Source organism: Chitinophaga filiformis (assembly GCF_021646545.1).
GTDB lineage: Bacteria > Bacteroidota > Bacteroidia > Chitinophagales > Chitinophagaceae > Chitinophaga > Chitinophaga filiformis_A.
Window position 1 is genome coordinate 1,331,780 of record NZ_JAKIRP010000001.1, and the last position, 20,471, is coordinate 1,352,250.

The 20,471-nt window shown below is 46.4% G+C and carries 18 protein-coding genes; 10 read left to right on the forward strand and 8 right to left on the reverse strand.

Annotated elements, in window-relative coordinates:
- Window positions 1-124: 124 nt before the first annotated feature.
- The 5 genes from ispF to L3C95_RS05585 all read left to right on the forward strand — a co-directional run bounded on the left by ispF (window position 125) and on the right by L3C95_RS05585 (window position 5,394).
- Entirely contained in the window at window positions 125-607 is a 483-nt protein-coding gene (gene ispF / locus L3C95_RS05565) for a 2-C-methyl-D-erythritol 2,4-cyclodiphosphate synthase (protein WP_236385794.1), read from the forward strand.
- A gap of 125 nt (window positions 608-732) precedes the next feature.
- Window positions 733-1,176: a dUTP diphosphatase gene (gene dut / locus L3C95_RS05570; RefSeq protein ID WP_236385795.1), complete on the forward strand. Its 444-nt coding sequence runs from the start codon at window positions 733-735 to the stop codon at window positions 1,174-1,176.
- Window positions 1,177-1,179: 3 nt separating this feature from the next.
- Entirely contained in the window at window positions 1,180-3,018 is a 1,839-nt protein-coding gene (locus L3C95_RS05575) for a tetratricopeptide repeat protein (RefSeq protein WP_236385796.1), read from the forward strand.
- 42 nt (window positions 3,019-3,060) lie between these two features.
- The gene (locus tag L3C95_RS05580) at window positions 3,061-3,897 is read left to right on the forward strand and encodes a DUF4292 domain-containing protein (RefSeq protein ID WP_236385797.1); all 837 of its coding nucleotides are present in this window, start codon (window positions 3,061-3,063) and stop codon (window positions 3,895-3,897) included.
- A gap of 63 nt (window positions 3,898-3,960) precedes the next feature.
- Window positions 3,961-5,394, forward strand: a complete 1,434-nt coding sequence (locus tag L3C95_RS05585; RefSeq protein WP_236385798.1) for a murein hydrolase activator EnvC family protein — start codon at window positions 3,961-3,963, stop codon at window positions 5,392-5,394.
- Window positions 5,395-5,448: 54 nt separating this feature from the next.
- On the opposite strand, the gene bshA is transcribed toward L3C95_RS05585, so the two are convergent.
- Entirely contained in the window at window positions 5,449-6,600 is a 1,152-nt protein-coding gene (gene bshA / locus L3C95_RS05590; protein WP_236385799.1) for an N-acetyl-alpha-D-glucosaminyl L-malate synthase BshA, read from the reverse strand.
- 246 nt (window positions 6,601-6,846) lie between these two features.
- Here bshA and L3C95_RS05595 point away from each other — a divergent pair, with 246 nt between their 5' ends.
- Complete coding sequence (locus L3C95_RS05595) at window positions 6,847-8,223, forward strand: M20/M25/M40 family metallo-hydrolase (protein ID WP_236385800.1); 1,377 nt, start codon at window positions 6,847-6,849, stop codon at window positions 8,221-8,223.
- A 25-nt stretch (window positions 8,224-8,248) separates the two neighbouring features.
- Entirely contained in the window at window positions 8,249-8,626 is a 378-nt protein-coding gene (locus L3C95_RS05600) for a hypothetical protein (RefSeq protein ID WP_236385801.1), read from the forward strand.
- Between the two features lie 235 nt (window positions 8,627-8,861).
- Here L3C95_RS05600 and L3C95_RS05605 read toward each other — a convergent pair whose 3' ends face one another.
- From L3C95_RS05605 to L3C95_RS05625, 5 genes are all read right to left on the reverse strand, one after another.
- Complete coding sequence (locus tag L3C95_RS05605) at window positions 8,862-9,569, reverse strand: SAM-dependent methyltransferase (RefSeq protein ID WP_236385803.1); 708 nt, start codon at window positions 9,567-9,569, stop codon at window positions 8,862-8,864.
- Entirely contained in the window at window positions 9,553-10,332 is a 780-nt protein-coding gene (locus L3C95_RS05610; protein ID WP_236385805.1) for an EI24 domain-containing protein, read from the reverse strand. The genes L3C95_RS05605 and L3C95_RS05610 overlap by 17 nt, the downstream gene beginning before the upstream one ends.
- 155 nt (window positions 10,333-10,487) lie before the next feature.
- Entirely contained in the window at window positions 10,488-11,504 is a 1,017-nt protein-coding gene (locus L3C95_RS05615; protein WP_236385806.1) for a PorP/SprF family type IX secretion system membrane protein, read from the reverse strand.
- 203 nt (window positions 11,505-11,707) lie between these two features.
- On the reverse strand, window positions 11,708-12,361 hold the full coding sequence (gene upp, locus L3C95_RS05620) for a uracil phosphoribosyltransferase (protein WP_149698363.1): 654 nt from the start codon (window positions 12,359-12,361) through the stop codon (window positions 11,708-11,710).
- A gap of 172 nt (window positions 12,362-12,533) precedes the next feature.
- Window positions 12,534-14,483, reverse strand: coding sequence for a vWA domain-containing protein (locus tag L3C95_RS05625; protein WP_236385807.1), 1,950 nt, complete (start codon window positions 14,481-14,483; stop codon window positions 12,534-12,536).
- 112 nt (window positions 14,484-14,595) lie between these two features.
- Here L3C95_RS05625 and L3C95_RS05630 point away from each other — a divergent pair, with 112 nt between their 5' ends.
- Window positions 14,596-15,678 (forward strand): anhydro-N-acetylmuramic acid kinase, encoded by a 1,083-nt coding sequence (locus L3C95_RS05630; protein WP_236385808.1) that lies wholly within the window; start codon window positions 14,596-14,598, stop codon window positions 15,676-15,678.
- Between the two features lie 193 nt (window positions 15,679-15,871).
- Here the strand turns inward: L3C95_RS05630 and ade are convergent, their stop codons facing one another.
- Window positions 15,872-17,509 carry an adenine deaminase gene (ade, locus tag L3C95_RS05635; protein ID WP_236385809.1) on the reverse strand — a complete coding sequence of 546 codons (1,638 nt, stop codon included), beginning with the start codon at window positions 17,507-17,509 and terminating at the stop codon, window positions 15,872-15,874.
- A gap of 12 nt (window positions 17,510-17,521) precedes the next feature.
- On the reverse strand, window positions 17,522-18,529 hold the full coding sequence (locus tag L3C95_RS05640; RefSeq protein WP_236385810.1) for a helix-turn-helix transcriptional regulator: 1,008 nt from the start codon (window positions 18,527-18,529) through the stop codon (window positions 17,522-17,524).
- Between the two features lie 101 nt (window positions 18,530-18,630).
- Between L3C95_RS05640 and L3C95_RS05645 the strand changes: the two genes are divergently transcribed.
- Window positions 18,631-19,215, forward strand: coding sequence for a hypothetical protein (locus tag L3C95_RS05645; RefSeq protein WP_236385811.1), 585 nt, complete (start codon window positions 18,631-18,633; stop codon window positions 19,213-19,215).
- Window positions 19,216-19,469: 254 nt separating this feature from the next.
- Window positions 19,470-20,105 carry a peroxiredoxin gene (locus L3C95_RS05650; RefSeq protein WP_236385812.1) on the forward strand — a complete coding sequence of 212 codons (636 nt, stop codon included), beginning with the start codon at window positions 19,470-19,472 and terminating at the stop codon, window positions 20,103-20,105.
- Window positions 20,106-20,471: the final 366 nt, after the last annotated feature.

A 20,471-nucleotide genomic window follows, 5' to 3' on the forward strand; every position in this document is an offset into this window, starting at 1 on the left:
GCTGGTAGTTAAATAGTTAATGTTTTTTTAAAATATCAGAATCCTCCGGAAATCCCCGGAGGATTTTTAATTTGCGATAATTTTAACAGTTAAAAGCTTATATTTCAAAGTTTATACATCTGTCATGACTAAATTGCGCATTGGCCTTGGAGTAGATTTTCATCAGTTAACAGAAGGACGGGATTTCTGGTTGGGAGGAGTGTTAGTGCCGCACCATAAAGGAGCCCTGGGGCACAGCGACGCCGATGTGCTGTTGCACGCCATTTGTGATGCTATGTTAGGAGCCGCCAGCCTGGGAGATATCGGCATGCATTTCCCCGACACCGATAACACTTATAAGAACATTGACAGCAAGATACTGCTGAAGCGTACACAAGAGCTGATCTCCGCCAGGGGCTATCAGGTGGTGAACATTGATAGTACGCTTTGCCTGCAGGCGCCTAAGATCAAGCCATATGTAGTGCAGATGCAGGAAACTATCGCCGGAATACTGAGTATCTCTACAGAAGAAGTATCTATAAAGGCTACTACAACAGAAAAACTGGGGTTTGTGGGGCGTGAAGAAGGAGTGGTGGCCTATGCTACCGTCCTCCTGGAAAAAAATTAGATCGCCGGAGTTATACATTTGTATATCCCGGTAAGAATCAGGTGATTATGCCGGAATATCCGGCAAAAATGAATCAAATGTTCATAATCGGCAGACTATGGACTATTTAAAATACCTTTGCAACAATGGCAGCTATAACAGTAAAGATCATCAATAAATCCGCTAATCCGCTCCCGGCATATGCCACAGCAGAAGCGGCAGGGATGGACCTCAGGGCCAGCCTGGAAACAGCTATCACCCTGCAACCCCTGGAAAGGATGCTGATACCCACCGGCCTGTTCATAGAGCTGCCTACCGGGTATGAAGCCCAGATCAGACCACGCAGCGGCCTGGCTATTAAACAGGGGCTTACCCTCCTGAATACTCCCGGTACTATTGATGCCGACTACAGGGGAGAGATTAAGATCATAATGATCAACCTGTCAAACGAACCGCAGGCTATTGCCCCCGGTGAAAGGATTGCCCAGATGGTGATAGCACCTTTCGTACAGGCCAGACTTGAAGCGGTAGAACTGTTGACAGAAACAGAACGTGGTGCCGGCGGTTTTGGCCACACGGGTAAATCTTAATAAATGTTCACAATCCGGAATAACGATAGGACCTTGCCTGGAAAGAATGGTCTGCCGGCTTTAAACCGACTGGTAGGCCGCTTACCACTGCTGGTGGCAGGCCTTTGTTGTCTGGTGGGAACTGCCTGTAATTCTTCCAAATCAACTGCCAGCCGCTCATCTTCCCGTCAGATATATTCCATCAGGGATTCCACCCTGCTGGAACAGCGTGCTGATAGTCTCTTTTACTCAGCCGAAAGATCTAAGATGCTGGGCGACTATCGCACGGCTATTACGCAATTCTCAGATTATCTTCGTTTGAGAAGGAACAATCCTACCGCTTATTACGAACTGGCCCGTCTGTTCATTGAGGTGCGTAACCCCGGTTATGCATTGGGTTTTGCCCGTAAGGCGGTGAGCCTCGATGGCACTAACAAGTGGTTTCAGATCACACTGGCAGACGCCTTCGGGGTAAATGCCCAGTTTGACAGCGCCGCCGCCGTATATGGCCGGCTCGCCCATACTTATCCCGACAATGACGAGTATCTGTACAACAAAGGCATGTTCCTGGCAAAAGCAGACAAATCGGAAGAAGCGCTGGAAGTCTTTGATTCCCTGGAAGTAAAAACAGGCCTGATAGAAGAACTGGCCTTCCAGAAACAGCGGCTCTATCTCAAGCTGAACAGAATGGAAGATGCCGCTGCAGAAGTACATAAGCTGATCAATCAGAACCCGGATGATGTAAGATATTACCTCATCCTGGGAGATATTTATAACTCGAACGACCGTACTGAGGAAGCCACTGCCATCTATAAAGAAGTACTCCAACGGGACCCTTCCAATCCGAGAGCGCTGATAGCCCTATCAGGTTATGCCAAAAAAGAAGGTAAGTATGATGAATATTGGGCTTACCTGACCCGCGCATTTGCCAATCCCGACTATAACATTGATGAAAAAGTAGCCTATGTCTATCCTTACCTGCAGATGCAGGGAGTGGACACGGGTAAACTGAGAGAAGGACTGCAACTGGCGCAGCTGGTTATTGAGGCACACCCGGAAGAAGCCAAAGCTTACGCGCTGCAGGCAGATATGTTCTCACAGGCGGGTATGCTGGATAGCGCGTTGATTGACTACAACAAAGCAGTGAGCCTGGATTCTACACGTTTTACCGTCTGGTATCAACTGATGTGGATCTACTCCCGTAAAGAAGATTCAAACAATCTGCTGAAAGTGAGCTCAATTGTGACAGAGCGTTTTCCGAGGGAATTTATGGGGCATTACTTCAAAGGGGTGGCGAACTTTTTGCTGCAGAATTATCCTGCATCCATAGATGCCTTAAATGTTGCACTACAGACAGGGAATGGCAATGGGGACAAAAATACACGGGCAGATGTTTACTCCCTGCTGGGCGACGCCTATCATGCAACAGGTCAGCATCAGCAGTCTGATAGCAGCTATGACCGTGCACTGGCGTTGAAGCCGGATGACGCACTGGTACTGAATAACTTCAGTTATTATCTCTCTCTTCGCGGAGAGCAGTTAAGTAAGGCAGAGAGCATGTCCAAACGTTCACTTGAACTGGAACCGGAAAGTGTCAATTTCATGGATACATATGCCTGGATCCTGTTCCGTATGGCCCGTTATGAGCAGGCCAGAGAATGGATGGAAAAAGCCCTGCAGTCACAGGAAGCACGTGAGAACCCTAATATGCTGGAGCACTACGGAGATATACTGTTTAACCTCCATGAAGTAGACAAAGCCCTGGAATATTGGCAGTTAGCCAAACAAAAGGGAGCTAATTCAGTGGGATTAGCCCGTAAAATTGCAGAAAAACGGTATATACTTGCAACCGAAAGGGAATAGCGAACTTCCCCGGGGAAATGGGAATGTATTGAATTAAAGATCATGATGAAGCAAACATTAGCACTGATAGTATTGGGTATTGTAAGCACGGGACTCTTTTCATGCAGGCATAGCCGACAGATTGCAGGTACCTCTTTTCCTGTAACAGATACTACCCAGCATAACATTATTGCAAAAGCAGACAGCGCATCAGCTGCAGCTGCCAGCGCTTATAACAAAGAACTGCTCTCAAAACTGCGCAGTAACTATATATCCTTCAACACCTTCGCCGCTAAATTAAAGATAGACTTCGAAACAGAATCCAAACAAATGTCAGGCATCAACGCAAATATGCGGATGCAGAAAGACAGTTTCATCTGGATCTCCGTGTCAGCACCAATTATAGGCGAAGTGGCCAGGGCTATCATTACACCTGATAGCCTGAAGGCAATCGACAAATTTCATAAAATAGCTTATCTCCGTGATCTTAAGAATGCACAGGACGTTCTGAATATCCCATTCGATTTTAAGACATTGCAGGACCTGATTATCGGCAACCCGGTATATCTCACTGACTCTGTATATCAGGTAGTAAAGACACCAGCAGTGATCTCTTTTACATGCGACAGTACAATATTCACTAGCCTGTTCAACGTTTTTGCAGATGATTACATTCTGCAACAAAGCAAGGTGATGGATAAAGACAGCACACGCAGGCGTTCGGTTGAACTGACATATGGTGAGTACAAATCGCAGGATAAGATTAAATTTGCCACCCGCCGTAGGGTTTTTGTGGAAGATAAAAGTTACACGAAGATCAACATGGATTTTAACAAAATAGATTTTGATCAGCCGGTGAGCTTTCCGTTTACTATCCCCTCAGGGTATTCAAGAGAGTAGGAGTGTTACGGAATGTATCTGAAATTTGTAAATTGCTATTTTGCAGCTATCTTTAAAACCATCATGCTGAATCTGAAGAAGTTTTTCCCGTTTGTAATAATCTTAGGTTTACTACCGGCCTTGCTGAATGCACAGGCTCCCCAACTGTCGCGGGAAGAATTGGAGCATAGAAAGAGAGAGTTGCAGCGTGAGATCGACGAGGCCAACGAAGCGCTCAAAACTACCAAGAAATCAACAAGAGAGAGCCTCAGCCAACTACGGGCGCTGCGGGAAAAGATTTCATTGCGTACCCGTCTTATCAACAATATCAACGAAGAGATCAACTTCATTAACGGTGATATCAATTCTGCCTACAGGGATATTAAGACCCTGGAGAAAGACCTTGACACCCTGAAGTCACAATATGCCCAGCTGGTCGTATATGCGTATAAGAACCGCAGTACCTACGATATGCTGAACTTCATCTTTTCTGCAGAATCTTTCAACGACGCTATCAAAAGATATCAGTATCTCAAACAGTATAGGGATTACCGTCGCAGGCAGGCAGATAACATTCTTGAAACACGTGTGCTGCTGAGCAAAAAAATAGAAAGCCTGCAGGAACAGAAAGAGAAACGTTCCGGTACATTGAAGGTAGAACAGGAGCAGCGGAACATCCTGGAGGTGGACAAGAAAGAGAAAGACAAAGTACTGACCAACCTGAAAGGGCGTGAAAAGGAGCTGTTGGCAGATATTAAGAAGAACAAAAAAGATGCACAGAAAGTACAGTCAGCCATTCAGGCTGTAATACGCCGTGAGATCGAAATAGCCCGCCGGCAGGCAGAAGAGGAAGCTGCGGCAAAACGTAAAGCTGCTGCCGAAGAGAAACGGAGAAGAGATGAGGCGGCGAAGAAGGCTGCGGCGCTTGCTGCTGCTAATGCCGCTGCTGCAAACGCTGCTAAGAATAACAATGCTGTAGCCGAAAATAAGCCTGATAAACCTGCCGAACCGGCTCCTAAACCACCAGCCCCGGCACCGGAACCAGAGAAGCCGGTACGTACAGAGAACGTGCTGGAAGCGACACCAGAAGCCCTCGCATTGTCAGAAAGCTTTGAAAATAACCGTGGTAAACTGCCATGGCCGGTAAGCTCCGGTCATATCATCGGGCACTTTGGCCGCCAGCAGCATGCTGTAATTGACCGTATCACTGTTGAGAATGATGGTGTGATCATCGGTACCAACCGTGGAGCCGCCGTTAGGGCGATCTTCCAGGGAGAAGTAAGAACAGTAGCCGTTATTCCGGGTGGAGGCTCACTGGTGATCATCAGGCACGGACAGTATTTTACCAACTATGCCCGTCTGCAGACAGTAAGCGTAAGAACAGGAGACAGAGTGAGCACAGGTCAGGTGATCGGTACTGCCGGCACCAATGAACTGGAGAACCTGGGAGAGGTTGAACTGCAGATCTACAGAGGGATACAAAAGCAGAACCCCGAATTCTGGATCAGGAAGAAATAATCTAAGAAAGCTATAATCAAAAAGGCTGTCCGCGGACAGCCTTTTTGATTTAAATCACTTATCTATCGACTCCAGCGCCCTGTTCATTACTTCTTCATAGAGCGCTTCGTACTGCGGAATGATATTGTTGATGTGGAAACGTTGAGCCTGTTCCAGGGCTCCTTTACGCATAGTAGCCAGCAGCTCCTCATCCAGCAGCAGGCGGGTAGCATGCTCGGCCATGCTGTCCACGTCGCCGACGGGACTCAGGTAACCGGTCTTGCCATGAATGTTCACTTCCGGCAAACCACCAGCATTGGAGGAGATCACCGGTACTTCTGCGGCCATAGCCTCCAGTGCTGCCAGACCAAAACTTTCATAGTCGGAAGGCAGTACAAACAGGTCTGCAATAGACATCACATCTTCCAGCTGTTCCTGCTTACCTACGAAGCGGATATCCCCGCACAGATGCATGTCCCGGCACATTGCTTCGATAGCCGGCCTGTCGGGACCGTCGCCCACGAGCAACAGCTTAACAGGTACTTTCTCCCTTACCTTCTGGAAGATCTTCACTACATCGGGAACGCGTTTTACCTTACGGAAGTTGGATACGTGCAGTAGTATCTTCTCGCCGTTGGGAGCAATGGCATTCCTGAAGTGCAGCAATTCCTTATCCCGGCGTTTGAAACGCTCCGTGTCCACGAAGTTGTAGATCACCTCGATATCTTTTTCGATCTGAAAAGACTTGTATGTTTCTTCCCGGAGATTATTCGATACTGCGGTAATAGCGTCCGACTCATTGATAGAGAAGGTCACTACCGGTGCATAGGTCTTGTCTTTACCTACCAGGGTGATATCTGTACCATGGAGGGTCGTGATAAAAGGTACCGTTCTGCCTTGTTTGCTCACGATCTGTTTAGCCAGGTAGGCAGTAGATGCATGCGGAATGGCATAGTGTACGTGCAGCAGGTCTAACTGCTGGTTAAGTATAACATCCACCATGGTGCTGCTCAGGGCAGACTCGTAAGGTGGAAAATCGAAAAGCGGGTAAGTGGGGACCTGCACTTCATGATAATAGATGTTGGCATGAAAGGCATTGAGTCGCACGGGTTGCTGATAAGTAATGAAATGGACCATGTGTCCTTTATCTGCCAGCGCCTTACCCAGTTCCGTTGCTAGTACACCGCTACCCCCATAAGTTGGGTAACATACTATTCCAATTCGCATGTGTTGTTGTTTAAAACTTTATAGCCAACGCTTAGTGCCGAACGTTTAGCACAGAATGCAGAACGCCTCACGCAGAACACAGTTTTTTACGTTAATACAGGGTACAAAATTATAACATTTTAAGCTGACATTGCCGGTAAATGGTATTAGCGGCATGTAAAGTATATCATGTAAAATATATGTATGATAAACCCATTTGAATAACAATGTTATTTAGTTAGTTTTAGTCCCAAAATCGACGTGCTTATGAGAAATTACCTGCTGCCGGCGCTGTTGGCCTTCACCATCCCGGTATGTGCACAACAGCAGGAGAGCGACTCCCTGGTTTTAAGACAACTGGCTACCGAAGTCCTGACACATAGTAAGGCATATTCTAATCTGAGGGATCTTACCCAGCAGGTAGGAGGCCGTCTTGCCGGATCTCCGCAAATGGTGAAAGCTGAAAAATGGGGTGAAAAAGTATTAAAAGATGCCGGTGCAGACACTGTCTATATGCAGGCCTGCCAGGTACCTCATTGGGTAAGAGGCGCGAAGGAAGAGGTGCGTATCATTTCCCGCCGCCGCGACTTTATTCCTCCGCTGAATGTACTGGCCCTGGGTAACTCAGTAGGCAGCGGCCCTTCCGGCATTACTGCACCTGTACTGGAAGTCTCCTCTTTTGAAGACCTGGAGGCGAAGAAAGACCAGGTAAAAGGGAAGATCGTGTTTTATAACTACGCTTTTAAACCCGAGTTTATCCGCACCTTCGAGTCATACGGAGACGCAGTAAGATACCGCGGACAAGGCGCCAGCCGTGCTGCCAAATATGGCGCACTCGCAGTAGTGGTACGGTCCATGACCCATGGCGCCAACAATTTACCACATACAGGGGCCATGCACTATAATGATTCCTTCCCTAAGATCCCGGCTGTAGCCGTAGGCCTGGAAGATGCCGAACTGCTGAGCAACCGGCTGAAAGGTGAATCTGACCTGAAACTGTACCTGAAAACCAATTGTAAAATGCTGCCTGATACTACTGGGCACAACGTGATCGGTGAGATCCGTGGTACGGAATTCCCCGATCAGTTTATCACTGTAGGCGGACACCTGGATTCCTGGGATGTAAACCAGGGAGCGCATGATGATGGTACCGGCTGCGTGCAGTCAGTGGAATTGCTGCGTGCATTCAAAGCGGCAGGCATTAAACCTAAACGTACTATCCGTATAGTGCTGTTTGCCAATGAAGAGAATGGCACCCGCGGTGGTAAGAAATATGCCGCTGAAGCGAAAGCGAAAGGAGAGCACCATATCTTCGCATTGGAAAGCGATGCAGGTGGTTTTACGCCCCGTGGCTTTTCATTCATGATGCCGGCAGAGAAACAGGCTAAGATCATCTCCTGGGCACCTTTATTCCGCCCTTATGATGTATATGACTTTACATCTGCCGGAGGAGGCGTGGACGTTGGAGAACTGTATGAGGCGATAGGTACTCCTATTGGCGAACTAATGCCTGACTCCCAGCGTTATTTTGATCTGCACCATGCTGCCAATGATACCTTTGAAGCGGTGAATAAGAGAGAGCTGGAACTAGGTGCTTTCAGCATGGCCGGGTTGATCTATCTGATCGATAAATACGGACTTTAATCCTTACCTGTATCAAATAAACAATATGCGCAGATTCCTTTTTATGGTGGTGGGTGGCGTACTTGTGGTGTTGGCCTTTATTTTCCTGTATAGATACTACTTCGTGTTCGGTCGCGGGGTGAAAGCGGGTGAGCTGAATTACTTTGTAGAGAAGGGGTACGTTTTCAAGACATTCGAAGGCCGTCTTATCCAGAGTGGCTACCGCTCTAAACAGCCCGGAGCGCTGCAGTCAAATGAATTTCAGTTCTCTGTGACAGACAAACGTGTGGCCGATCGTCTCATGACCAGCAGCGGAAAGTTTGTAGAGCTGCATTACAAGGAATATCTGGGCTCACTTCCCTGGCGCGGGGTCAGCAACTTTATTGTGGACAGCGTGATCACAGTGAAAGAAGTAGCGAATTAATAGAAAAGAGATCGGGAATGAATACCAGGAATGAATCCGGCGTAAATCATTATCCCCGGCGATGTAACAAACGATAATCGGCTCCAGGTGCCGTGTGTTTGTAGCCCGGGGTTTTCAACCCCGGGGACATATGCGCACCAACATAACGACAAATCGGCTCCTCTGGTGCCGATTGTTTATAGCCCCGGGTTTTCAACCCGGGGATTTTTTATCTCTGGTGATTTTTGCTGATTGTTTATTGTGCCAGCAGTAGGAATATGGCTGGCTTCTTATGCAGCTCCGGCAACTGTTGTTTCCAGGCCTTTACCGACTTTGTGCGGATAAATTCTTCAGGTCCGGTAATATCTGCCGCTACGCATACCTGCGTAGTTTCTTTGCAGTTATCGAGTATATCTTTCAGCAGCTGATTATTACGGTAAGGCGTTTCTATGAAAAGCTGCGTCTGTTGTTTCTTTTGCGATTGCATTTCCAGCTCGCGTATGGCCTTTACTCTTTCCGGTGGTTTTACCGGCAGATAGCCCACGAACTGGAAGTTTTGCCCATTCATGCCTGATGCCATCAGGGCCAGTAACATGGAGTTGGGACCCACCATGGGAATGACCTGTGCATTTATGGCATGGGCTACCTGTACTACAAGATGCCCCGGATCGGCAATAGCCGGACAACCGGCTTCACTGATCACCCCAATATCCTTTCCTGAGAGTAATATTTGTTTTGCCAGCGCAGTATCCGGCGGATGATTTTCATGCATCAGCAGTAGCTGCAGGGCATCTATGTTGATACTTTTATCCAGCGCTTTCAGGTACCGTCTGGCGGTACGCTCATTCTCCACAAAGAATACGGTGATCTGCTGTACTATGGGTGTAATATAGGCCGGAATAGTATGAAGCGTGTCCGGACTGAGTACAGTTGGGATCAGGTATACTTTACCAGGTTGCGCCATGAAGTAACTTTTTGTCTGATAAATGAATGGTGGCAGCAATCACTGCATAGGACGGCGCCAGTACCCATCCAAGCACCGGAATGAACATCAGGAGATAAAACACAATGCCATTACCCAATGCAATACCCCTGTGATCCTTGATAAACCTGATACTCTGCCTTGTGCTCATCTGATGCCGCTCACAGCTGTAATCGACCATGGAAAAGCCATAGAAGTAACACTCTATGAAGAAGGCAAACAATGGTGTGATCCAGCCCACTATCGGTATGAATGACAGCACGATCAATAACACGACTGCGATAGTCTGATACAGCATATTACGCAGCGAGATAGTGATACCCCTCGCCATGTCTTTGAGAAACTGCTGCATGCTGAAGGGAAATTCCCGGCGTTCCAGGATGGCCTCTGTCTTCTCTGAGAGATAGGCGAACAATGGGGATCCGAGAATAAGGAAAAGATATTTATAGTAGGAAAAGTACAGTAGCAGTATCATGATCCTGATAGAGAATGCCAGCAGGATGAAGAAGAAGCTGACCCAGCTGCTTTCCAGATCCTGGATCCATGTTTTTAATGGCAACAGGTTAAACAGGTATTCCACAAAATCTCCTGAATATCCCCATACAAAGTAACTCCCCGTCATGAACAATATGCAATACAGTATACCGGGTACGAGTATCCATTTCCATAACTTGTGCTGCATAATAAACTGATGTGCTTTCCCGTAGGCCTGAATTGCGGCCAGCACTTCTCTGAATGAAAACAAAATCCTGGAATTTTAGTGATTAGTTATTCGCTATAAGCATTGATCCGGTTGTAAGTAACTAAAAATCAGTGGAACAATGGTAAAAAATATAGGGCGGCAATAAAAAACCTGCCAGCTTATGCAACTGGCAGGCTATTTTGAAATGATTTATCAGGTCAGAACCTTGGACACAAAGTTCTGTACTTGCTACCTTCATTGCGTCTGTGCACGTAGATGATGGAAAGCTCCATACCACCACGATAGTTAGATGCCGGTTTCAAAGTAGATACGTTCATATCGTATGAAGCGCCGATAGTGAAACCGTTGATCTCGAGACCTACGTAAGGGTTGATCGCATCTTTCAGACGGCACCAGCTACCCAGATAGAAGGTAGTCGGATTTTCGTCATCGCCATTCAGGTTGAAACCGTAAGCGCCACCGAAAGCAAATTCAGAAGCTGTACTTTGTTTCATATAGAGGGCGCTGAAGTGAATGCGGTTATTGCCATTTACCGGTACAGAGCCTCCACCGTGAGCTGTCCAGCGTGACGTCAGACGGTTGTTGTTCTGCGCCATGAATGTTTCAGTAGGCTGTGTGATGTGGTAATAGGAAACACCCATGTAGATATTGGATGATTCACCTACCAGACCGTTATAGAGGATACCGATATTTGGATCAAGATAGGAGATAGTCGGGTTTACAAAGGTCTCGCCACTTGGGATGGAAGGATTGTAACCGGTGTTGTCTATCTGATTTTCAAATACCAGCTTTGTCTGATCGAGTCGTTTCTGTACGTAAGTAGCCTGCAAACCTACTGCCAGGGTATGGTTTCCTTCCGGATCCAGACCTTTGTGGTAAGCTGTGCTAAAGCTGAGATAGGTCGACGTCAGTGCACCACCGCCGGTCCTGTCATACATCGCCATTACCCCAACACCCCAGATATCAGTATAGGACAGTACATTCTTCAGAATTCCAAAGTCTACTGCAGCAGTACCGGTAGTAAAGGGAGTCGAGATACTTCTCCACTGTGAACGGTAGTTCCCTGAAACACGAAAGTCGCCTGAAAACAGGCCTGTAAATGCCGGATTAAGTGTGAGTGGAGAGGCAAAGAACTGCGAAAAATGCGGGTCCTGCGCCCTGGCCGGGTTCATCAGATAAAGGGCAAGCGTGAAAAACAGCAACACTTTTTTCATAAAACAATACTTGAATAGTATAGGGTTTTCCCATGGTTCCATGTGAAGGTACACAATGCTGCTCATATTTCAAATTAAAAATATATAACATTGTTTATGGGAACCCCCTAAAGTGTTATGAATGAATGACTAAACGAAATAGTTTTTCTTTGGTTGACTACTCATTTCCTCTAAAGAATATCCTATCTGTCGATATTTGGCTCTTACTGTTGTAGTTTGTTTCCAAATGCGAGGTCTCCGGCATCTCCAAGTCCTGGTACAATGTATCCTTTGGCTGTCAGTTCATCATCAATGTCGCCGGCCCAGATGCTTAGGTTACTGTCTGCATGTCTCTGAACATATTCTATCCCTACAGTACAGGCAATTGCTACGACCAGGTGAATATGTTTGGGTTTTCCCAGGCTTTGCAGGTGTTCGATGGTTTTCACCAGAGATGCACCCGTTGCCAGCATGGGATCTGATAGTATAACTACCTGGCCATCAATAGAAGGACTGGACACATATTCCAGGTTGATATCGAAGGTGCCGTCGTGTTTATGCTTACGATAAGCAGAAATGAAGGCATGATCAGCTTTATCAAAGTAGTGAAGCAGTCCCTGATGGAGGGCTAACCCTGCCCTCAGGATAGTGGCCAGAACAGGTTGTTGTTTCAACACCCTGCAATTGGCAATGCCCAATGGTGTCTGGACTTCCTTCTCTTCGTATTCCAATGTTTTACTGATCTCGTAAGCTGCTATTTCTCCGAGTCTTTCCATGTTGCGCCGGAAACGCATGCGGTCTGTCTGTACTTCCACGCTTCTGATCTCACTCAACCAGTTGCCTACTAACGAATTGGTGCTACTTAGATTCACTATCATGTATGCAAAATACCAAAATTTTCAGAGCCTGAAAGTGTAAATAACAATAAAGTAACGAAAAGACCGGTCACAGGACTGAAACCTATAACCGGTCTAACACAAACGGTGGATTAACTAACGTATACTATGGATTTAACTCACACAAACGATGGATGAAGGCCGGCTTACAGAACTATTTTGTACCATGGTTGTTACTGATTAATTGCGCTTTTTTAACCAATTGAATGAATTCTGCGCGGTATCCTTCTTCATCTGTCCCACGGGCATTTCCAGCCAGTTTAAGGACCTGATCCCAGGAGGCGTTTCCTTTATGTTCGGAATTGCGCAGCAGCAATCCGAAGTCTGCAACTGCCGTGGCCATACGGAAATCCTCAGGAGCTGCAGTAATATCCTGGTTTTTCCAGCGCAATACCTGTGTGATTAGTTGACTGGTGCTGGCCTTGGGCTCTTTGTAACGCAGTTTGACGGTAAGTACTTCCGAACTGTTCCCTGCAGGTTGTTTTGCCAGCTGGTATTTCAACGGATCTACCGCCAGTGGCTGTTCGCTTCCCTTAGATGACGGAACGATCTCATATAAGGCAGTTACAGTATGTCCTGCTCCCATATCGCCAGCGTCCTTCTTATCGTTGTTGAAATCTTCATTCTGCAGCATCCTGTTCTCATAACCTACCAGCCTGTACGATTGTACATATTTGGGGTTAAATTCTATCTGCAGCTTTACATCTTTTGCAATTGTGAACAGGGTTCCGCCAAACTCAGTAACGAACGTACGGCGTGCTTCTTCGAAATTGTCTATGTAAGCGTAGTTGCCATTTCCTTTGTCGGCAAGTATTTCGAGTTTATTGTCTTTGTAGTTGCCCATGCCAAAACCCAGTACGGAAAGGAAAATGCCTTTTTCACGTTCCCGCTCAATAATGCGCTGCAGTTCTCCATCGCTGGAGGGGCCGACATTGAAATCACCATCAGTAGCAATGATCACGCGGTTATTGCCATGCTGTAATAGGTTCTCCGCTGCTGTTTTGTATGCCAGCACGATGCCTTCTCCACCGGCAGTAGAGCCACCGGCTTCCAGTTTGTCCAGCGCATCAAGAATAGCAGTTTTATTTTCTCCGGAAGTAGAAGGCAATACTAAACCAGCTGCACCTGCATATACCACGATTGCTACTTTGTCAGCTGGTCTTAACTGAGCAGTCAACGCTTTGAATGCCTGCTTTACCAGTGGTAACCGTTGTGCGCCAGACATAGAGCCGGATACGTCGATCAGGAAAACGAGGTTGGAAGGAGGGAGATTGTCTTTTGCTACTTCCCTGCCCTTTAATGCAATACGTACCAGCTGATGATCCGTATTCCACGGACAAACAGCCATATCTGTATGGATGGCCACAGGTGCATTTCCCGTAGGATTACCGTATCTATAATCGAAATAATTGATCATCTCTTCCACTCTTACTGCATCCGTGGGAGGCAGCTCGCCATTGTTCAGGAAACGCCTGATATTGGAATAGGAAGCACGGTCTACGTCAATGGAGAAAGTGCTCAGCGGTTGTTCTGTAACAGCATGGAAAATGTTCTCATTGATTGGGCTGTAATCTTCAGTTTGATGGCCGTAATAACTTGTTGACGCTCTTGATCCATAAATAGCTGAAGAATTGACACCACTGATCATTACTTTGTCTCTTCGTATTCCGTAACCTGTGACTACCACTTCTTTCATTGCCGGTGGCGGTGCTGGCGCCTGTTCGTTCATGACTATCCGTTGTGGCAGGTTTTTAATTTTAATATCATCCGCGGTAGCAGGAACCGGCTTTAAGCGGATATTGAGCTTACCTTTTTGGTTAAAGGGAACCAGCAGTGTATCTGTCTTGTAGCCTGTCAGTGAAACATAAATGATGGCTTGCTTTCCATCAAAGGAAATATTGAACTGACCTTTTTTATTGGTAGTGATTTTTGTCTTATTGATAGCGGGAGCTGCCAGTTGTACCATAGCGCCGGCCAGCGGTGTTTTGGTATTGTGGTCGGTGACAGTCCCCTCTATTTTATTCTGGGATTGCGCCCATCCGGGAGTGGCCGATATACTGAGGATGAACAACCCTGTCAGCAGGAGGAACAGATGTCTTTGCATAGCACAATTTTTTAGTCTGCCTATATGATGCTCCACATACCCCCGATTCCATAAAAAGTGAAAAAAAAGTATGTAAACACCACATTATTTACTTTTGCACAAATTTTAGTGCATGGTTTATAATGTAATAGGCGTAACGTCAGGCACTTCGCTGGCAGGATTGGATGTTGTTTTTGCAGCCCTGACGGAAGTAAGGGGTAAATGGACCTATGAGATAAAGGCGGCAGAGCGCCTGACATATACTACGGAATGGGAGGAGAAACTGGGAGGAGCGGCAAATCTGCCTGCCAGGGATTACCTGTTGCTGAACAGCGAATACGGGCATTACATCGGCCATACTGTCAATCAATTCATATCGCAACACCAGCTGGACCACCAGGTGCATTTCATAGTGGTGCATGGGCATCCTGTATTTCATGTGCCGGCACAGAAGATGACCGCTCAGCTGGGAGATGGTGCTGCAATTGCTGCTGTAACCGGTTTATCGGTTATCAGCGATCTGCGTGCTATGGATATTGCCCTGGGAGGAAAAGGAGCGCCTATCTTTCCGATAGCCGAGCAGCTGTTGTTCCCGGATTATCGTTACCGGATCAACCTGGGAGAAAACGCGACAATGGCCCTACAGAAAGAAGGTCAATTGCTGGCATTTGATATCTGTCCTTGTAACTATGTATTGGATAGCCTGGCTGAAACACTCGGTCGTAGCTATGACGAAGAGGGAAAGCTCGCAGCAGGCGGTGTGACTGATCAGCCATTATTGAATGCACTGAATGGATTGGCATTCTACCATGAAAGTTATCCAAGAACACTCGCTTCAAAATTTGGAACCGGTGTTGTAATGCCAATGATCCAGGAACATCAGTTGTCAACACAGGGAAAACTGAACACTTATACACACCATATTGCAGCGCAGATTGAGAAAGTAATGAAAGACTTCCAGCCACACGAAGGAGAGGAGGGCGCAAACAGCTTATTGCTTACAGGCGGAGGTACTGCAAATACATATCTGGTAAAAGTGATAGCCGAAATATTACAACCGTTGAACATTGCCGTAACGGTACAGCAGGAGCCTTTCCGCAATGCGTTAATGATTGCACTGCTGGGCGCCTTACGCTGGAGGCAGGAACCCAATGCATTGGCTGGTGTAACAGGCGCTGACAAAGATAGTGTAGGCGGTGCGTTGTGGGCTGTTTAAAAGGCTGGCATAGCTTCGATTGCAGGAGTATACATGCGTTTGCGTTTTATACTCCTGCAATCAAAACATATCATCAAAGGTCAATCCTACAGCGCTGTAGCTAAATGTATCCCCATCGAAAACAAAAGATCAATCATACAGCGTTGCGGCAGTGAAGCTAAAATATATCTCCATCAAAAATCAAAGTTCAGTCTTACAACACTGCCGCTGTAAAGCTGAATGTATCACCATCAAACAATCCTTTATCACTCAGCTTCAGATGAGGGATCACTAACAAAGCCATAAATGACAATGTCATAAAAGGCGCATCCAGTTTGCTTCCCAGCGCTTTCGCGGCTTTATCCAGTTCACTGTACCGCGCAGCAACTTCGTAGCCGTCAAGATTACTCATCAACCCCGCAACAGGCAAAGGCAGTACTGATACCTCACCGTTGTCTACCACACTTACACCGCCTTTGTGTGCGATCACGGCATTCACTGCCTGTGCGATGCTCTCATCATCTACACCTACAGCAATGATATTATGACTATCATGCGCCACAGAAGAAGCAATAGCCCCTTGTTTAAAACCAAAGTTCCTGATGAAACCCAGCGCTACAGGTGCAGGATTGTACCTGTTTACCACGGCTAGTTTCAGAATATCTTTTTCTGTAGAAGAAAATAACTGATCGTCCACAACGGGTAATGTCTCTGTGAAGCTGTTCGTGATCAGCTGACCACCCAAAGCTTCAATCACTTTTATATTTGCCGTAACACCACTGGCAGTAATACGAAAGTCACTGCTGGATTTAGGTGCACAATCAAAGTTGTTGATGACAGGCGCAATAACAGAAGGAATGCGGGTTTCACCATGTTGCGCCACAGCGATGCCGTTGATATAGGTAGCTACGATATTAAACTGGTCAAGGTTATCTGCCACAATGAAATCCGCAGGATCGCCTACACGCAGTAATCCCGATGGGATCTTATAATGAAGCACAGGATTTACACAGGCAGCGCGTAATACCTTGAAGAGATCGATCTTCAACGCGAGTGCTCGTTTCACCAATACATTGATGTGGCCTTCCACGAGGTTGTCAGGATGTTTATCATCGCTGCAGAACATGATCTTCTCCGGATAATCGTTGAGCAGGTGTATCAGCGCATCAAAGTTACGCGCAGCGCTACCTTCGCGGATGAGGATATGCATGCCGTAATGTAATTTATCAAGTGCTTCCTCAGCTGTAAAACATTCATGATCGGTGCTGATGCCGGCAGCAATGTATTTCTTCGCATCGTGACCACGCAGGCCCGGCGCATGGCCGTCCACAGGTTTGCCTATACGTTTTGCAGCGGCTATCTTTGCCATTACATCCGGTTGTTCATGCAATACCCCGGGAAAGTTCATCATCTCCGTGAGGTATAATACTTCCGGTTTCTGCAACAGGGCTTCCACATCGGCAACTGTTACTTCTGCACCAGCAGTTTCGAAGATGGTGGCAGGTACACAGGAAGGCGCGCCAAAGCAGAATTTAAAAGGCACAGTCTTGCCATTGTCCAGCATATATTCGACCCCTTTTACACCCAGTACGTTCGCTATCTCATGCGGATCGGATACTGTTGCAACGGTGCCATGTACTACTGCCAGCCTGGCAAATTGTGAGGGCGTCAGCATAGAGCTTTCAACATGCACATGCGCGTCAATAAATCCCGGCAGCAGGTATTGCTCATAGGTGGTCGCGTCTTCCGTAATGCGGGCTATAATGCCATTTTCAACGGTAACAGTGGCAGGATATATCTTCTGTTGTAAGATGTCTATCAGGTTGCCGGAAATCCGGAATGAGTTTGTCATGTAAGAAAGCGTTTATGATGAATAATTCTGCAGCATCGCTTTAGCTTCTGCCGCCATCCTTTCTGCCAGGTGTGCGGGCTGTAATATCGTTACATTGGCCCCGTAGCTAAGCAGTAACATCTGTAATTCATGATTGATCACCACATTGAGTGAGATCCGGCATTCTTTATCGTTGTCCTTTTCAATCTGCTGCGAAGGATGAATAGGCTGGGACTTGATATATTTTCCCTGCAACGGTGTAAAGGAAAGCACCACCTGCTCCGGAGCACCCTGCGGCACCGTTACTCCAATGGCGTGCTGATAATAACTGGCATCATCAAAGTTCTTCTCATCGAATGTTTTGTTGGTAGGCCAGATATCCACTATCCTGTCCAGCGCGAAAGTAAGTAAGGTGCCACCTTTGGCTTTCTGGCTTTTACCGATCAGGTAAAAGCGGTACTGGTATTCACGGAGGTGATAGGGCTCCACCCAATGTTCTTTGGGCTCATTCCTGTCAAAACTCTGGTACGCAATACGTATGACCTCTCTGCCCTTGATAGCATCTACAATGAAAGGAATATGGGCCGCGCCTTTGTATTGTGTAGCGCGGGCAAATTTGATCAATCCTTTGTGTTCCAGTACTTCCCTGTTCTTTTTCAGACTGGCCGCTATTTTCAGAATGGCGTCCTCAAACTGTACAATAACAGGCAGGCTGCGGAATTGTTCCAATATACCGATGGCAATCTCAAGTCCCTGCAGGTCAGCTTCATCTATCGGCAGGCTATTGATGGAATAGGTTTCATCTTCATAACGATAGGTTCCTGAACTACGATCGTACAGGATAGGAGCCTGATAATTTAATTCGGGGTCATGACGCATATCCTGGATATCTTTCTGAATAGTACGTACGGAAATGGTAGCACCCATTTTCGCGGATACAAATTCGATAAGATCTTCCAGGGTGGGTTTTCTCAAACGCTTGTTGCGTAAACGCTCGTCTATCCAGCGATAACGCGAAACAGCATCCTTGTTTTTAGGCATGCATAGAAATATTTAGAGGATAAAAGTAGTTAAAATTCGCTACGCAAATTCTCTGCGTTTTGGCCTGCTATCTTTGTATTGTTATCAACAACGAATCGGTTATGAAACAGACAAATACCGCTACAGTAACCAGCTCGCAGGCCATCTCAGTTGGCCAGATCATCCTGGATGATACCAATTATCTAACCTTCTGGGGACATATCCGGAAGGACGATACCTGGCAACGTTGTGACTTTATCACTACCTACGAAGTGTTAAACACTATGTTACGCTACGTACAGGACAGAAGTGATGCCGTGCAGATGACCATTGTGCAGAAACTGGAAAATATGGAACAGATCCCGGACATGATAGACCTGGAACTGGAGCTGGGAAAGGCGGTAGTATTTGATAACATGTTTTTCCGGTTAACCCGCCCTGGTCACAGGGAAGACGGTAACTGGATCGAATATACAGACGGAGAATGTTACTATATAGAACAGGTGACCCCATTACCATCAGCAAAAGTGCCCCATTACGTCAGGAAAATAGACCACTGTATGGACATGCTTCACAAAAGCTATGAGCTGTACCTCGGTTATATTGAACTTGACTTTGATGAAGACGCAGCACGTAAAAAGGCTGATCTGACAGATGACCTTAAGTATACCCTGGCATATTACGCATGGAAAGAACGGACATTGTAATGTTATTCCCACATACTATCCTCATGAACCCTTGAAAAGCCCCCTGGTAACCCCGAAAAACGACCCGGTAACCCCTACGGTGTTGTGTTGCGCTTCGTAAGCGTTATCCCTGATACCTCTTACATCCAGTTGTTTGTTTGAGCTCCGCCCCGCCTGATCTACAGGCGGGGAATTATTTTTTCAAAAAATAAGTGCAAAGTCTATAATATTTGTAGGAAAATCCTATTTTTGAATACTCTAAAAAAAATGACCTTATGAGCTTAAGACTAGGAGATATAGCACCGAACTTTCAGGCAAAGACATCGCAGGGGGATATTGATTTTTATGAGTACCTGGGCGATGGCTGGGGAGTTCTCTTTTCACATCCGGCAGATTTTACGCCGGTATGTACTACCGAATTAGGTAGGACCGCACAGTTAAAAGAAGAATTTGCAAAACGTAACGTAAAAGTACTGGCTTTGAGTGTGGATCCTCTGGATAAACACAAAAGCTGGATCAGCGATATAAACGAAACACAGAACGCTAACGTGGATTTCCCGATTATCGCTGACCAGGACAGGAAAGTTTCCGATCTTTACGATATGATCCATCCGAATGCTTCAGAGACCGCTACAGTAAGGTCACTGTTCATCATCGGACCAGATAAGAAAGTAAAACTGATGATCACCTATCCAGCCTCTACAGGCAGGAACTTCGTAGAAGTACTGCGTGTAATTGATTCTCTGCAGCTGACAGCAAAGTATAGCGTTGCTACACCGGCTGACTGGAAAGATGGCGAGGATGTAATTGTGACAATGGCAGTGCCAACTGAGGAGATTCCTGCGCGTTTCCCGAAAGGCCACAAGATCATCAAGCCTTACTTAAGAACAACACCTCAGCCGAACAAATAAGGCGGATCGTTGTTATAACATGAGTTAATACAAGACTTTGTTTAAAACCTGCACAAGTTGTGTGTCAGGTTTTTATTCATAAAGAGTTTTTAATGGTTGGTTTTTGATTTTTACGAAACGGGGATTTCTCCCCGTTTTTTTATTTTCTGTCAGTTACGTGCTTATTTATAAACGGTTAGATCAATAATTACCTTATATAACAAGCAGACAGCACGTAAATTCCACGGAGGAAACGGAAATAAAATCTCGTTACATATGGAAGCGTTCGCTGCAATCTTTTATCGTTGTTTCCGTAGTTGCAATTGTTGTTTTTTAAATGCTGATATTGATCGGCAGAACCTCCCAAAAATACTCAGAAAGACCAAA